14 protein-coding genes are annotated in these 14,480 nt (G+C 37.7%); 3 read left to right on the top strand and 11 right to left on the bottom strand.

Features of this window, described 5'->3' with window-relative positions; translation table 11 throughout:
• Positions 1-17 precede the first annotated feature (17 nt).
• Entirely contained in the window at positions 18-1,064 is a 1,047-nt protein-coding gene (locus MY04_RS11860; protein ID WP_066209953.1) for a lactonase family protein, read from the bottom strand.
• Positions 1,065-1,201: 137 nt separating this feature from the next.
• Here MY04_RS11860 and MY04_RS11855 point away from each other — a divergent pair, with 137 nt between their 5' ends.
• Positions 1,202-1,972, top strand: coding sequence for an IclR family transcriptional regulator (locus MY04_RS11855; protein ID WP_066209949.1), 771 nt, complete (start codon positions 1,202-1,204; stop codon positions 1,970-1,972).
• Positions 1,973-2,132: 160 nt separating this feature from the next.
• On the opposite strand, the gene MY04_RS11850 is transcribed toward MY04_RS11855, so the two are convergent.
• From MY04_RS11850 to MY04_RS11810, 9 genes are all read right to left on the bottom strand, one after another.
• A complete protein-coding gene (locus MY04_RS11850; protein WP_066209948.1) occupies positions 2,133-2,576 on the bottom strand; it encodes a MaoC family dehydratase in 444 nt (147 codons plus the stop codon).
• Positions 2,577-2,833: 257 nt separating this feature from the next.
• Complete coding sequence (locus MY04_RS11845; protein WP_066209943.1) at positions 2,834-3,604, bottom strand: SDR family oxidoreductase; 771 nt, start codon at positions 3,602-3,604, stop codon at positions 2,834-2,836.
• Positions 3,605-3,635: 31 nt separating this feature from the next.
• Complete coding sequence (locus MY04_RS11840; RefSeq protein WP_066209940.1) at positions 3,636-4,649, bottom strand: zinc-dependent alcohol dehydrogenase; 1,014 nt, start codon at positions 4,647-4,649, stop codon at positions 3,636-3,638.
• Positions 4,650-4,697: 48 nt separating this feature from the next.
• Positions 4,698-5,771 (bottom strand): Gfo/Idh/MocA family protein, encoded by a 1,074-nt coding sequence (locus tag MY04_RS11835; protein ID WP_066209938.1) that lies wholly within the window; start codon positions 5,769-5,771, stop codon positions 4,698-4,700.
• Between the two features lie 12 nt (positions 5,772-5,783).
• Positions 5,784-7,019, bottom strand: a complete 1,236-nt coding sequence (locus tag MY04_RS11830; RefSeq protein WP_066209934.1) for an extracellular solute-binding protein — start codon at positions 7,017-7,019, stop codon at positions 5,784-5,786.
• On the bottom strand, positions 6,988-8,166 hold the full coding sequence (locus MY04_RS11825; protein WP_066213235.1) for a CaiB/BaiF CoA transferase family protein: 1,179 nt from the start codon (positions 8,164-8,166) through the stop codon (positions 6,988-6,990). Before MY04_RS11825 ends, MY04_RS11830 begins: the two co-directional genes overlap by 32 nt.
• A gap of 10 nt (positions 8,167-8,176) precedes the next feature.
• Positions 8,177-9,325 carry a CaiB/BaiF CoA transferase family protein gene (locus MY04_RS11820; RefSeq protein ID WP_066209932.1) on the bottom strand — a complete coding sequence of 383 codons (1,149 nt, stop codon included), beginning with the start codon at positions 9,323-9,325 and terminating at the stop codon, positions 8,177-8,179.
• On the bottom strand, positions 9,318-10,463 hold the full coding sequence (locus MY04_RS11815; protein WP_066209929.1) for an extracellular solute-binding protein: 1,146 nt from the start codon (positions 10,461-10,463) through the stop codon (positions 9,318-9,320). Before MY04_RS11815 ends, MY04_RS11820 begins: the two co-directional genes overlap by 8 nt.
• 37 nt (positions 10,464-10,500) lie before the next feature.
• A complete protein-coding gene (locus tag MY04_RS11810) occupies positions 10,501-11,571 on the bottom strand; it encodes an L-rhamnose/proton symporter RhaT (protein ID WP_066209928.1) in 1,071 nt (356 codons plus the stop codon).
• Positions 11,572-11,798: 227 nt separating this feature from the next.
• Between MY04_RS11810 and MY04_RS11805 the strand changes: the two genes are divergently transcribed.
• Positions 11,799-12,494, top strand: coding sequence for an endonuclease V (locus MY04_RS11805; RefSeq protein WP_066209926.1), 696 nt, complete (start codon positions 11,799-11,801; stop codon positions 12,492-12,494).
• Between the two features lie 156 nt (positions 12,495-12,650).
• The gene (locus tag MY04_RS11800; protein WP_066209924.1) at positions 12,651-13,907 is read left to right on the top strand and encodes an outer membrane beta-barrel protein; all 1,257 of its coding nucleotides are present in this window, start codon (positions 12,651-12,653) and stop codon (positions 13,905-13,907) included.
• 62 nt (positions 13,908-13,969) lie between these two features.
• Here the strand turns inward: MY04_RS11800 and MY04_RS11795 are convergent, their stop codons facing one another.
• Positions 13,970-14,257, bottom strand: coding sequence for a hypothetical protein (locus tag MY04_RS11795; RefSeq protein ID WP_066209922.1), 288 nt, complete (start codon positions 14,255-14,257; stop codon positions 13,970-13,972).
• Positions 14,258-14,480 lie beyond the last annotated feature (223 nt).

Here is a 14,480-nt window from a genome sequence, read left to right as displayed (position 1 = left end):
TCACTGCTTTGTTATTTTTATTCAAATTTTATACAACACACCGAACGAATCCCTTCCACCTTCTCTATCAATTCCAATTTTCCAGTAGTTTCTTGAATCGAAAAAGAAACCATAGAAGCAGAGTCTTGGTTGCCTACAATAAGCATGGAACCGTCTGGGGAAATTTCGAAATCTCTTGGTGTAATACCTAGGGTAGGTACTTCATCGATGAGAGTTAGATCTTCTTTTTCAGCATCAAAATGTAGGATGGAAATACTATTGGTACTTCTTACTCCACAATAGATATAACGACCATTTTTTGATAATTTGATAGCGGAAGCTGATGCTACATTATTGTGATCTTGAGTCATCACTGAGATATTTTTAATCCATTGCCAAGCTTCATTTTCCCATTTTAGAATACTGATATTACCAGTCATTTCATTGGAAACAAAACAGTAGTTATTATCAGGATGTTGAACCAAATGCCTTGGGCCTCCACCTGCAGGGATACTTACTTCAGCGACCTGTTCGAACCGAGCATTTTGATATTTCAGACTATAGATTTTATCGTTGCCTAGATCAGTAAGAAGTAAAAGATCATGGGCCTCATCGTAATGTGCCAAGTGGGCATGAGGACCTTCTTGTCGATCTTTATTGATACTCCCTCCACTGTATTTTATATTTTGTGAAAAGGGGAGAGGAACCCCATTTTCATCCAACTCGTATTTTAGAAAGTTACCAGTTTCGTAACAGCTAACTATTAAACAATCATACTTTTTGATGTGTAAAATATGACAAGGTAAACCACCATTAATTTCTAAAGAACCAACCAATTCCAAATGTCCTAAATTGGTTTGGAAACAAAGTAAATGAGGACCTAAAGCCTGTAAACGTTCTTGAAAAGTATAAAGTAATTGATGTCTTGGATTTAAAGTAAAATACCCAGGGTTGATGGTCTCAAGGCTATAAGCCAAAGTTATTTCAGAAGTCTCATTGTTGATATTGAAATACTGAATGCCGACACCGTTACCCGACAATCCAGGACCTACATGTTCCGTATATGATGATGTGTAAAAATTCATTTCACTAAGTTTGTTTCTTTGATTTTAAAGAAATATTTGATGAGATAAAATTCAAAGCAAAACTTTAGAAAATACTGAACGATTTACACCCTATAATTTGACCAATTTCTTATTTTTGTTGAAACTAAATTGAGCTTATGCCTACTTATAACTCTCCTGCCCTAGATAAAGGATTAGACATCTTAGAATTTTTATCGTCTCAGTCGGTTCCACAATCTCAAGCAGAAATTGGAACAGGAATTAATCGTAAACCCAACGAGATTTATCGTATGTTGGTATGCCTTGAGGAGAGAGGTTATATCAACAAAGAACCGATCTCAGGAAAGTATCAACTGACTTTAAGGTTATTTCAATTATCCCATCATCATTCCTCTATAGACTACTTGGTGAAAGCCTCTATGCCTTACTTGGAACAGTTGTCTCAGACCATCAAACAATCATGTCATCTTAGCTTTTTCTACCAAAATAAGTTATTGATCATTTGTCAGGCCAAGAGTATGACTCCAATATCTTTATCTGTAGAAGTAGGAGGAGTTTTTCCAATCACTCAAACCAATTCTGGGAAGATTATTTTAGCCAATAAATCGATATCAGAAAGAAAGCAAATATTGAAAGCTTCTGACGATTATCAGACACTTTCTAAAGATGAGAAGGGAAAATTGGAGAAGGAGTTATCCGATTTAAAAGATCTCAAATGCTTTGTGCAGAAAAGTACCTTAACCGAAGGAGTAACCGATTTTGCCGCTCCAGTCTATGATATCAATAATGAAGTAATGGCTGTTTTAGTAGTTTCTGGATTGACTTCTCAGCTAAAGAACGTATCTCAAGAAGATATTATCAAAGAGATATTAAACACAGTAGATGCCATTAATGTATCTATTGGAGGCGTTCCAAACGACAAAAAATAACCCCGAAATGATGCAAGCACCAAATCGAGGTCTAGATAGTGTAACGTCGTAGATGAATCATTAGTCAAATAAGGTATATCTATAATGACGTTGATAACTATCAATTACTGCTTATGAAAAAGGGTGAATTTGATATTGTTCCAATCCAATAGAAGAATAGTTACCCTTTTTTCTTCGCAAGTAAAATGTGATCACAAACCAAAACCAATTCGTCTCTTTGATTGATCACTTCCACGTGTTCAATCACCTGACCCAATTCTGGCTTCTTCGATTCCGACTTCTCAGAAATCGTTACTTTCACATGAATTGTATCGCCTATATGTACCGGCTTCACAAAACGTAAACGATCATATCCTTTAGAAAACGCCTCCGGATTAATCTCCGTTGCCGTCATCCCAATAGCCACACTAAACGTTAGCGTGCCATGTGCAATACGCTCCTTAAAAGGCTGCGTCTTACACCACTCCGCATCCATATGATGCGGAAAAAAATCTCCAGTCTGACCCGCATGTACTACAAAGTCAGTCTCTGTTATAGTTCTACCAAGAGTCTCTCTATAGTCTCCTAGTCTGTAATCTTGGAAAAATTGTGATTTTATATGCAAGGTTGTTGTAATTTTTATAAGTTGAATATTAACCCTATGATGGGGTTTAAATGAAAAATTAAGAATGAAAAATGAAAAACGTGAAATGTTAAGTTAACGCTCGTTTTAGCTCTCCAAATCAAAATGATTTTCTCAAACATTAAAACCACGTTATTGTCACTAACTACGTTTTTCATTTTTCACTTTTCATTTTTAATTTAAAAAGTGTCTAGAAAAACAATCCCTAAATCCCCCAAAAATCTCACTACAATAAGAGACTACCTCCCCATCCATCCTCCATCAACGAGCATTACTGCTCCTTGCATGTAGGAGCTTGCTTCTGAGCAAAGGAAGACTACTGGGCCGGCGAAATCTGTTGGTTTACCCCAGCGTCCTGAAGGGATACGTGCAAGGATTTGCTCTGATCTTACTGGGTCGTTACGAAGTGCTTCCGTGTTGTCTGTGTCGATGTAACCTGGTGCGATGGCATTAACATTCACGCCTTTTGATGCCCATTCGTTAGCAAAGGCCATGGTCATTTGGCCGATGGCACCTTTTGATGCAGCATAGCCAGGTACTGTGATACCGCCTTGGAAAGTTAAAAGTGATGCAGTGAATACCACTTTACCAGAACCACGAGCAACCATTTCTTTACCGATTTCTCTGGTTAAGATGAACTGTGCATTTTGGTTTACTTCGATAACTTTATCCCACATTTCGTCGGGATGTTCTACAGCTGGTGCTCTAAGGATTGTACCTGCGTTATTGATAAGAATATCGATGACTGGGTGATCTACTTTTACCTCTTTGATGAAAGCATAAAGAGAGTTACGGTCGGAGAAATCGCATGTATATGCAGAGAACTTACGACCGACTGCGGTAACTGCTTTTTCTACGTTACTACCTGATTTTTCCAAAGAGGCACTTACTCCGATGATGTCTGCTCCAGCTTCTGCTAAAGCGACAGCCATTCCCATACCGATACCTCTTTTACAACCTGTAACTAAAGCTACTTTTCCTTCTAAGCTAAATGTATTTAAAACGCTCATTGCTTAATTTTTTTATCTAATGATGTGAGAATTATTGACAGTCGATTAAGAACTTCATACCTGTTGGATTATTATCGATGTCTTCGAATATTTGTTGGATATCATCAATTGGTTTTGTGGCCGTGATGATCTTATCGAAATTGTATTTGTTTTCTGTAATCAATTGGATTGACTCCTCGTAGTCTTCTTTTTCGTATACACGAGCACCAATCAATTCCAATTCTTTCCAGAAGAACTTGAATAGATCCACTGGTTTTTTCTCTCCATGAATGGCCACCATCACGATACGACCTCTGATGCCTGCCACCTCAGTCATTACATCTAAAGAGGCTTGTACACCTGCTACCTCAAAAACGACATCAGCTAGTCCGCCCTCTGTTTGTTGGTCGACATATGCGACTAGGTCGGTGTTGATGGGGTTCACAACTTCAAAGCCCATTCCTTCAGCCATTTTTATTCGAGCATCATTCACTTCAGAAATAATGACACGGGCTCCTTTACTTTTTGCAACCATCGCAACAAGTAAACCGATAGGACCTCCACCTAAGACAACTGCTACTTCGTCCTTCTTCAGTCTACTCATGCGTACATCATGACAAGCAACTGATAGTGGTTCAATAAGAGCAGCTAATTTAAGGTCGGTTTCTTCTTTTAATTTATGCAATGTGAAAGCAGGAACATTCCAGTATTGTTGCATGGCACCTGGGCTATCAATTCCGATAAACTTCAAAGCTTTGGCGATATGGCTATGACCTTTATCTGCTGCTGTTTCACCTCTGTTATCTAATGGACGAACTGTGATTTTTTCACCTACTTTATATCCTTCAACTCCTTCTCCAACCGCATCTACAGTACCCGACATTTCGTGACCGATAGTTAAGGGAATGTTTACACGTTTGTCCATCATACCATGATAAATGTGTACATCTGTACCGCAAACTCCACAGTAAGCTACTTTAATTCTAACTTCACCTGCAGCGGGTGCTTCTATATCTTTTTCAACAACAGTGAAGGTTTGATTTCCTTCGTATAATGATGCTTTCATTGTTATTTTTTTATTGCTTTTTGATCAGAATAATTTAATTGATGTTCCCTAAATGGATCCGTATTCAGGCTTCACTCCACCCATATCGCTTGATTTATATGCGGCTTCTACCACATGCATGGTCTTTAGAATGTCTTCAATAGAAGTATCTAAGTGATCCGATTCTCCGTTGGCATAACAGATTAAAGAAGACATCGTACCGATAAATGCGTCTGGGAACCAAGAACCTTCCAATTGTTTGGTTTTCCACTCTGGCTTTTTGCCTTCCTCAAGAATACAGTACTCGAAAGAGTCGGGCATACCGTCTGGGTAGTTCATCAAAAGGCCCATTTTTGCGTAGATAGCACCTTTTGTACCTTCCCATTTCACATAGCTTTCTTGATGATCGAACCCGAAAACATGGTCGTGGTTTGTACTTACTAATGCTCGAACATCATCATCATATTCCATGATTATATTGGTACGTGTAGACGACATTTCTTTAGCAGGATGCTTTAAAGTTTTTGCCATAATTCCTTTCGGATCTCCAAGGAACGATCTCACTAAATCGATATGGTGAATACTGTGTTGTTGGATTTCTAATCTCTGATGATACATCACGTTAGGGAAGATTTCCCATGGAGTATACACCGATACCTTAACTTCCATATCATAGATTTTACCAATGGCTTCTTTCTTGATTAAATCACGAGCCGCCATGATGTAAGGAGCAAAGCGCAACTGACAATTGACTGCCGCGATAAGTTTTTTTCTTCTACATACTTCGATGATTTCCTTCGTTTGCTCAAAGTAATCACCCAAAGGTTTTTGAATCAGAACTGCAGCAGCATCTGGTAATTTTTCCAAGGTAGCTACAAACTGATTCGGCATTAATGTTAAGTCGAAAACGGCATTCTCCGGAGCTTGGGCGATGGCGTCATCGATGCTATCAAATACTCTGGGGATATCGAATTTTGCTGCAATTTTTTCTGCTCGTTCTTTTGTTCTGTTGGTGATGCCATATACTTCAAATCCAGCTTTTCTATAAGCGGGCATATGTGCATCGTTGACAATACCTCCTGCTCCGATAATGATGATCGGGCGAGCTATTTTTGGTAAGGTATATTGATAATTTATTTCCATTTCATTATTGATTTAACTGTTCACAAGCTCAAGCTGATCCACTTTTTCTTGTGCAGTGGCTAAGATATTTTCTATGTCTTCTTCTGTGTTGATTACCTTTATAACTAACTCGTCGATGATGTCGGCTACTTGAGACCAATTGTTCATTCGAGGCAATGATTCGGTGTTTTTATGTAGTTCTTCTAGTTTATGATAATAAGGGATTTCTTGATTTACTATTGGACTTCTCCAAGTTGAAACACGACATCCAATACCGCCCTCTAAAGTCAGGAGTTCGTCGTTTTTAACTGATGTAGCAAACTTGATAAAGTCGTAAGCCAATTGTTGTTTTTTACTGCCTGCACCAATCACGTACATCCAATACGCATTTAGAGAAACACCTTCTCCACCTTCTCCGGCAGGGATGTAAGCCACATCAACTTTGCCTTTTACTTTTGAATCTGGGCTCACTTCGCAGTTGGCTGCAAAACCAAACCAATTGACACTTAAGGCCAGCTCGCCATTGGCAAAAGCTAAGCCTGCATCTACAGAATCAAATTCTCTGGATTTAGGATGGATTGCTTCTTTGTTTTGAAGTGCCTTTCGGTAGAACTTCATTCCTTCTACTGTCGCTTTTGAATGAAGGACCACTTTATCCTCTTCGGTAATTAATTGTCCTCCTCTTGTCCATAACTGAAGACAGAAATCGAAGACGGTATTGTGTCCATCAGGATAAGCCGCGAAAGTGGTTCCGTACAAGTTCATGAGAGGACGGTGAAAGAAAGAAGCTACTTCCATCAGTTCGTCCCATGTTTTAGGTACAGAAAGTTCTCTGTTATATTTTTTCTGGAATAATCTTCTTTCGATAGGATCTTCGAAAAGATCAGTTCTGTACATCAAGCACTCGGGGCCGTTGTGAAAAGGAAGACCCATAACTGCATCTCCGAAACGTTGCTTACCAAGAAGTGATTCGCTCCAAGCTGCTTCAATTGAAGAAGGATCATCACCAATAAATGGCATAAGATCAATGATGGATTTAGTGCTGTAGGCTTCCGTAATCCAATCGGTATTCATTAATGCAATGTCCCATTCTCCATTTTTTAGACCGTATTCTTTTAAGGTCGTATCGTAGAGAGGGTGCAAGTCCATTGGAATAGCTTCTAATTCAACATCACATGATCTTTGCGAGCAGAAGTCGTCCCAAATCTTTTGGAGAGCACTTTCAAAAGGTCCGAATTTACGAACAGCAATTCTCAACTTTTCCTTCATGATCCATAGCGTTTAATTCTTTCAAAATTTCCTGAGTATGTTCTCCAATAGCTGGAGATCCTAAAGTTGATGTGAGGTATTCTCCATCAATTTTTATTGGACAACGAGTGGTTTTGTACTCGAATCCATCGCCCATTTTTACATTCTGAATCATGTTGAGGGCTTTGAAACCATCGTGTTTGAAAAGGGTGTCCCAATTCAAAACATCTGCACACCAGATATCGGCAGGTTCTAGTATAGAAAGCCAATGTTCTGTGGTTGCAGTAAGTAAATGTTCAGCCAGAATATTCTTGATTTCATCTCTTTGAGTAAACCAAGTATCAGGCTCAGGATAGTTGGTTAAAGATGGACAACTAAGTAGCTCTCCCAATACAGGAATACTCCCCATAGCTAGGGCTAAATGTCCGTTTTTAGTAGCATAAACCCCATAAGGAGCACCTAAATAAGCGTGTGCATTATTGCTTGCTGTTCTTACTGTAGGTTCGCCACCATCGTGATAATAGGTCGTGATCGTTTCGAATTGGAAATCTAAAATCGACTCCAACATGCTTACCGATACTTTACTTCCTTGATTGGTTTTGAATCTTTTGATTAATGAAGCGACGATACCTTGAGCCAAGTGAGCTCCAGCCAAAATATCAACAATGGCAATACCCATAGGTACCGGCCCTTTATCGGCATTACCACTTAACCACGTAACACCTGATAACGATTGAAGCAAAAGGTCTTGCCCAGGCTTAGCTGACCATGGACCTTCGGAACCATATCCAGAAATATCGCCATAAATAATCGAAGGATTTATTTCTTTAACCGTCTCATAATCCAACCCTAAACGTTCGATGACTCCCGGTCTGAAGTTGTGGACCAAAACATCTGCTTTAGCAATTAGTTTCAGTACTTTTTCTTTATCGATATCCGATTTTAAATCGGCTTGAAAACTTTCTTTATTTCTATTGATCGCTCTAAAAACGGAAGACTCACCATTGAGCATTACATTGGAAACATAAAGCTGACGGCAGATATCACCTGTTTCGGGACGTTCTACTTTGATGACTCTCGCACCAAGATCTGCCAATCGAAGTGTAGCCGATGGAGCAGACAAAAACTGGCTTAGATCAACTACTAATATATCTTTTAATGGAAGCATATTTTTGTCTTTATAGGTTAAACTCTTTGGCAATCGCATCTGTATCTTGACCCACTCTAGGTGCCGGTTTCGATGCAAATATTCTCTCATCATCTAAGCGGATAGGGCAACGTGTAGTATGAATAAACTCACCTGTATCAAGCGGTAGTTTTTGATCCATTTCTAAGACTTTATAAGCCTCGTGTTGTATCAATTGCTCGTAGTCGAGAACTGCTGAACACCAAATGCCGGCAGGTTCAAATAGGTCTAACCATTCTTGAGTGGTTTTCTCAGAAAGTATATCACGAAGTGTATTCATGATCTCATCACGTTTCGTAAAAGTTTCTTCTTCAGAATATCCTTTTAGTTGTTCTGTATTAAGTAATTCAACCAGTTTATCAAAGCCACCCATTGCTAAAGAAATATGACTATCTTTTGTAGCATACACTCCATAAGGAGCACTTAGGTAAGCATGTCCAGATCCTTTCTCTGCTCTTTGAGGAAGTTTATTTCCATCGTTTAGATAGGTAGTGATTACTTCAAATTGAAAATCAAGCATGGATTCCAATAAGCTAACTTCTACTAAAGCACCTTTTTTGGTTTTGGCACTTCTTAGCAAAGCGGCCAAAATACCTTGTGCCATATGCGACCCCGTGATGATGTCAGCGACAGCTAGCCCAAAAGGAGTAGGACCATCATTTTTATCTCCAGTAAGATGTGCCAATCCCGACATACATTGTACTAAAAGGTCCTGTCCGGGTTTAGCAGACCAAGGACCTTCAGTACCATATCCTGTAACCGTTGCGTACACTAATTGGGGATTAATTGCTTTCACAGTAGTATAATCCAACCCAATTTTTTCCATCACTCCGGGACGGAAATTATGAGTCATTACATCTGCTTTTGCAATTAGTTCTTTTACCTTTTGTAGATCTTCTACATCCTTTAAATTGGCTGCATAAGATTCTTTATTTCTATTGAGGGTATGGAAAACCAAGCTGCTTCCATCCACTCTTAGATTCTTAATGGCAATCTGACGTCCAGCTTCACCATGATTCGGACGCTCAATTTTAATGACACGAGCACCCAAATCTGCCAAACGTAATCCTGCTGATGGACCTGCCAAAAACTGACAGAATTCCAACACCAAAAGGCCCTCTAATGGTTTTGAATTAGTCATTTTGAGTAAGCGATTTGATGTACAATTCATTTAATTGTGTCAGGAGTTCTTTTGGATCACCACCCTTCATCATGAACTCACGAATTGGAGCACCTGCTCTATCTTGGAAGTACATGTGACCATTGTAGCGTGGTCTTAAGAACGCACGATCCAAAGCCGGAAGTGTATCGCTAAAGAAATCCATACACTTGCTGTTCACCCTCTGATCTGTCCATGCTTTTCTATGTCCCGGCTGTCCACCATTATCAAAGAAAATTCCTTTTTGAACATCTAAAGAACCAGCAAACTCCAAGAACTTCGATGCCAATTCTTTTTCTTCACATTTAGAAGACAAAGCCAAGCCGGTTCCACCCAACGTACTAATCAGTTTTTGATTGTTGATGGCTACCAAATCATGGTACTTTAATGGAACACGAGCATAACCTTCTCTTGAGTAATTAGTATATCCATATCCGAAAGGAGCGTACACATAATCGTCTGTTTTGGTCATGGCCTCACAAACTTTAATAGGGTTCCAATCGTAACTTTCTTCTTTGATATTTTCCCCTAGATCTCTAAGCATCTTGAGGGCTTTTAATCCAATTTCTTCTGAAACAACATAGTCTTTTGTCTCACATACATTTTCTCCTAAAGTGGAACAGACCATGTAGAAACTCATTAATGTATCTTGAGGAATACCAGGAATAGCTACTTTTCCAGTTTTTGATAACTCCACTAAATCATCCCAAGTTTCTGGGAATTTTAATCCTTCTTTCTCAAAAAGATCAGGACGGCTAGATGCGACAGGTGTTGCCGCATCTATAGCCAAAGCCCATTGATGATTATTGTAGGCATAACTTTCGTGAGATCGACCTACAGTATTTTCTTCCAGATCTTTCAAAAAAGCTTGTGGAAGTAATGTATCAAGGGGCATGATCACTTGAGTACGGGCAGCAAAACCGGCCCAAGGATGATCGATGATAAGGAAGTCATATCTTTCTGCTAATTGATCTATAGGTTCATCAGCGAAAGCTTGAAGCGACCTTTTCTCCCAAGAAATTTGTACATCAGGATAAAGTTCTTCGAAACGTTGTGAAACCGCTACTATTGAAGTAAATCCACGGCTGTGGTTCCAAGTAATTCCTTTTAATTTTTTCATTTCAGTTCAATATTTTTAGTCAAATTGTATCTTTTGATTAATGTCCCATAGCAGCCGTTCCCATGCTACTTCCGTAAGTCATAGTGAGGAAAGAAATGATGAGTACGCCCAATGCAAAAAGCAAAGTATTGTAAGTACGCTTGCTTACCTGCGACCATTCTTTCATGATAATTCCCAGGATGTAACTGAAGAAGATGAGCATAGACATGTGGATTACCCAACTAGCGAATTTAAAATCGCCCATTCTCACATGTGCCATGTTGTAGAAGAAGAATTGTCCGTACCATAATGCACCACTTAAAATGGACATGAAAAAGTTGGTACCGATCGTTTTTGAGCCTAACCCTTTTACGTCGACAATTTCTTTTAGTGTTTTTTGTCTGATGCCAACAACCACAAACCAAACAAGGTTAGTAGCAAATGCACCCATAGTTGACAACATCAGATTGGCATTTCCTTCGAAATAGCCTGCCCCGTGTTTTCCAGCAATTTCAGCAATTGGAGCCCCTACTTCTAAAGAGATGCCAAATACCGCCGAAAGTACACCCGCAACTAAAGTGAGCATAAATCCCTTCTTCATATTAAAAGAAGGTTGATCAGCAGTATCGATATTTAATTCTTTAAGATCTTTTTCTTTACGATAACCCGAAACTCCACAAAGCCCGATGCCAATCAGAGAAATGAACATACCTAAATAAATAATGTTGCCACCTGGCTCGTAGAATTTCGAGATCAATTCGCCATGCATAATTAATGGAACGATTGTTCCTAAAATGGCGGATATTCCTATAGAAATAGTATATGTTAGAGAGTAACCTATTTCCTTAATCGCATATCCAAAACACATGCCTCCAAATCCGTAAATCGTACCCAATAGAAAAGCATTGAAGATTACTTCTTTTGGTGATTCAGCGAATACTTCCCATAAATTAGGCACTGTAATGTAACCAATGACTAAAGGGAAAATAAACCAAGCGAAAGCCGCTTGAATCAGCCAATAGGAATTCCAATTCCATTGTTTCACTTTCTGAAATGGTACATAACAAGTAGAAGCTGAAACGCCGCCTACTGCATGTAATAAGGTACCGATAATTGGATTTTGCTGCATTGTTTAGTTCAAATATAAATAAGTGTTTTAAATATGAATGCAATTACTTGTTTTCTATTTAAAGCAGCAAGACAAATGTATTTCTTACACATTTACCCCCCTTAAAAGCATAAAAAGTTCAACTTTATTCCCCCTAAAACGACTTGATATAACTGATGACTAAGAATTATTAATCCTATTTTTCTTTTATCTTTGCCCCACTAAATGACTTTAGTTTAACTTTTGAAATGAAAGAAGAAAGAGATAAGGAACAAGAGGCGTTGGCCGCCCAAGTAAAGATTTTTCCTGATGGAGAGTTTAAGCTAAAGTTCAAAGATGAAGATGCGGTGTGCAGTATGGATGTGGCCTACACAGAAGATTGTGCTTTTGTTTCCTGCGACATTATGAGGGAGAAAACTGGTGAATGGATCAATACGTTTGTGACCATGCACGAGTTACCGACCACCCCTTATCAATCTGGATATTTTGCCTATTACGAAGGTCCACTATTATTGGAGTGTCTTCAGATATTGAATAAAAAACTAAAACTAACACCTTCTTTAGTTATTGTTGATGGACATGGTTTAGCACATCCTAGAAAGTTTGGGATTGCCTGTTGGTTAGGGTTAAAAATTGATATTCCAACTATTGGGGTAGCAAAGAAACCCATGATTCCACATCAAATAGAATTAGGTACGGGCAAGTTTAGCATTGCACCCTTACTACTTGATGAAGAAGTGGTAGGTGTAGCTTTCCGATCAAACAAAGGAGTAAAACCAATTTATATATCACCCGGACATTTAATTAGTTTGGATGCAAGTATTTATTGGATCAAGAAGTTCCATGGTGATTACAGAATTTTTGAGCCTATAAGAAGAGCCGATCAAGCCGTTAGGAAAGCAGCAAAAGGAGAGTTTGGAGACTACGAATTTATTGATGAATAACCGATTAATTACGTAAGATATATAACATTACTTAATCTAGTCTTCTGAATTAGTACGACGGATGATTCGATAATATATTTGTATCATCTTAAATTATTATATGACTACTGTCTAATAACAACTGACTTCTATTTTTTTTACAGCAAACCAATTAAAATGAAAAAGCTAAACCTAATTCTATGGATATTCTTATCCGTATTAACGCACACTATTTATGGACAAACCGTTTGGTTAGATGCCAAGGTGATTACGAATGAAATGGATACTTTATCAGGAAAAATTTTTGATAAAGGTATACCTAAAACCCCACAATCCGTTGATTTTGTATCAGACAAAGGAGTAGAGATAGAACTAACTCCAAAAAACACCTATAAAATTATTAGTAGCGATCTAACACTATGGTCTCAAAAAGTTGACCACGAAGTTAGTGCTTCCCATAGTTTGGAAGCAATGTCAGATTCCTCGGGGGTGGAAACAAAAAATGAACAGCTTTTTGTTAAAAAAATTATAGGTGGTTCTAGACCTTTATACATGTATAGATCCACAACAAAATCGAATTTTTATATTTTTGAAAATGAGAAATTAGTTCTATTAAAGTATAAGGTATATAAAAAAGATATCAGTAAAACAGAGAGTATACGATATGCTAAAGCCTATAATAAAATGTATTTAGGGCAGCTTTCTTATTACTTTAGAGGACATCCAAAAACTATTTCTAAAATTAAATACACTAAACATCATATTTCTTCATTGCAAAGGTTATTCGAGGTGTATCAAAAGGAAGTAGGAGAGAATGAAGTGATAGATGTTGTAAGAATGAAAGTGAAATTTGGTATTACCGCAGGCCAAACCTCGTCATCGATTAATTTTGAAGGTCCCATGCAACCTGTGGTGAGAGTAGAAAATTATAGCAGGTCTTCCGCTTTTTACCCAGCAATCTCATTGGATGTTATTCTACCAGTTAAAAATCAGAAATGGTCTATTTATAATGAGTTTGGTTTAATCAATTCAAAATATGAAGGCCAATATCAATCATCTCATTATACGCATGATGTGATGTTGGATTTTAATTATTTTCAGATGATGAATATGGCTAGATATACTTTTTATCTAACAGAATCATCTAAACTGTTTTTGAATTTCGGTCTTACAAATTCATTTATGACAAATTCTAAAACGGAACGTTGGGTGAGTTATAATTTAGACAGTAATAGACCTCCAGATTTAAACGAGGCCTTTATTGGTTCAGACCCAAGAAGTCACGCAATGGGATTGATTGGTGGTGTAGGAATCAGATATAAAAAATTAGGAATAGAATATCGTTACGAAAGCAATGGAGGACCTTCCCCTTGGAGCTCAGTAAAGTCTACTATTAGCAGAAACTATTTCGTTGTCAATTTTCAAATCAACTAATTGATATTAACCCAAAAGAGGAAAAAAAAATTGAACATTTTTCCTCTTTTTTTGTGAAATCTTTATTTTAAGAAGCTCACTTTTACGGAAATCATCCACTCGTCTTCTGCTAGAGGATCGGGTGCACTATCAAATGGCTCAGAGAAAATAAGATGCTTACCAAGAGCTACTCTACATTCAAGTACTTTTCTTTCAGGTACCTCAAATAAGAATTCTACCTCTTTGTCAGAACTATCAGCTTTGTCGTTAATTCCAACAGTATAACTATTTATAATTTCTTCTAACGCTGGGTATGTTGATCCTTTATCTTTTTTGGCCATACCTACCCAATTAATTTTCGAAAATTTCATGTCACTTTGCCTGTTAATTTTTCGTTTGTATTAGTTTGTTTGTGGTGTTAGTTGTTATCAATTCAAAATGTGATTATCAAATTTGCTTTAGAATTTTAAATAATGATGATAATAACGTAAATCGTTGAAAATTGTGAAATTTTACGGAAATTTAATGATAATTTTTTAATAAATGTAAATGATTGTGGTTAAATTTTTAATTAATATCATTTGATAGTTTTCA

The organism is Flammeovirga sp. MY04, assembly GCF_001682195.2.
Taxonomy (GTDB): domain Bacteria; phylum Bacteroidota; class Bacteroidia; order Cytophagales; family Flammeovirgaceae; genus Flammeovirga; species Flammeovirga yaeyamensis.
This window is presented reverse-complemented; position numbering and strand designations above follow the sequence as displayed.

Bases quoted from the DNA above. Each gene is read 5' to 3' on its own strand.
- MY04_RS11860 (WP_066209953.1), bottom strand. From the start codon at position 1,064: ATGAATTTTTACACATCATCATATACGGAACATGTAGGTCCTGGATTG.
- MY04_RS11855 (WP_066209949.1), top strand. From the start codon at position 1,202: ATGCCTACTTATAACTCTCCTGCCCTAGATAAAGGATTAGACATCTTA.
- MY04_RS11845 (WP_066209943.1), bottom strand. From the start codon at position 3,604: ATGAGCGTTTTAAATACATTTAGCTTAGAAGGAAAAGTAGCTTTAGTT.
- MY04_RS11840 (WP_066209940.1), bottom strand. From the start codon at position 4,649: ATGAAAGCATCATTATACGAAGGAAATCAAACCTTCACTGTTGTTGAA.
- MY04_RS11835 (WP_066209938.1), bottom strand. From the start codon at position 5,771: ATGGAAATAAATTATCAATATACCTTACCAAAAATAGCTCGCCCGATC.
- MY04_RS11830 (WP_066209934.1), bottom strand. From the start codon at position 7,019: ATGAAGGAAAAGTTGAGAATTGCTGTTCGTAAATTCGGACCTTTTGAA.
- MY04_RS11825 (WP_066213235.1), bottom strand. From the start codon at position 8,166: ATGCTTCCATTAAAAGATATATTAGTAGTTGATCTAAGCCAGTTTTTG.
- MY04_RS11820 (WP_066209932.1), bottom strand. From the start codon at position 9,325: ATGACTAATTCAAAACCATTAGAGGGCCTTTTGGTGTTGGAATTCTGT.
- MY04_RS11815 (WP_066209929.1), bottom strand. From the start codon at position 10,463: ATGAAAAAATTAAAAGGAATTACTTGGAACCACAGCCGTGGATTTACT.
- MY04_RS11810 (WP_066209928.1), bottom strand. From the start codon at position 11,571: ATGCAGCAAAATCCAATTATCGGTACCTTATTACATGCAGTAGGCGGC.
- MY04_RS11805 (WP_066209926.1), top strand. From the start codon at position 11,799: ATGAAAGAAGAAAGAGATAAGGAACAAGAGGCGTTGGCCGCCCAAGTA.
- MY04_RS11800 (WP_066209924.1), top strand. From the start codon at position 12,651: ATGAAAAAGCTAAACCTAATTCTATGGATATTCTTATCCGTATTAACG.
- MY04_RS11795 (WP_066209922.1), bottom strand. From the start codon at position 14,257: ATGAAATTTTCGAAAATTAATTGGGTAGGTATGGCCAAAAAAGATAAA.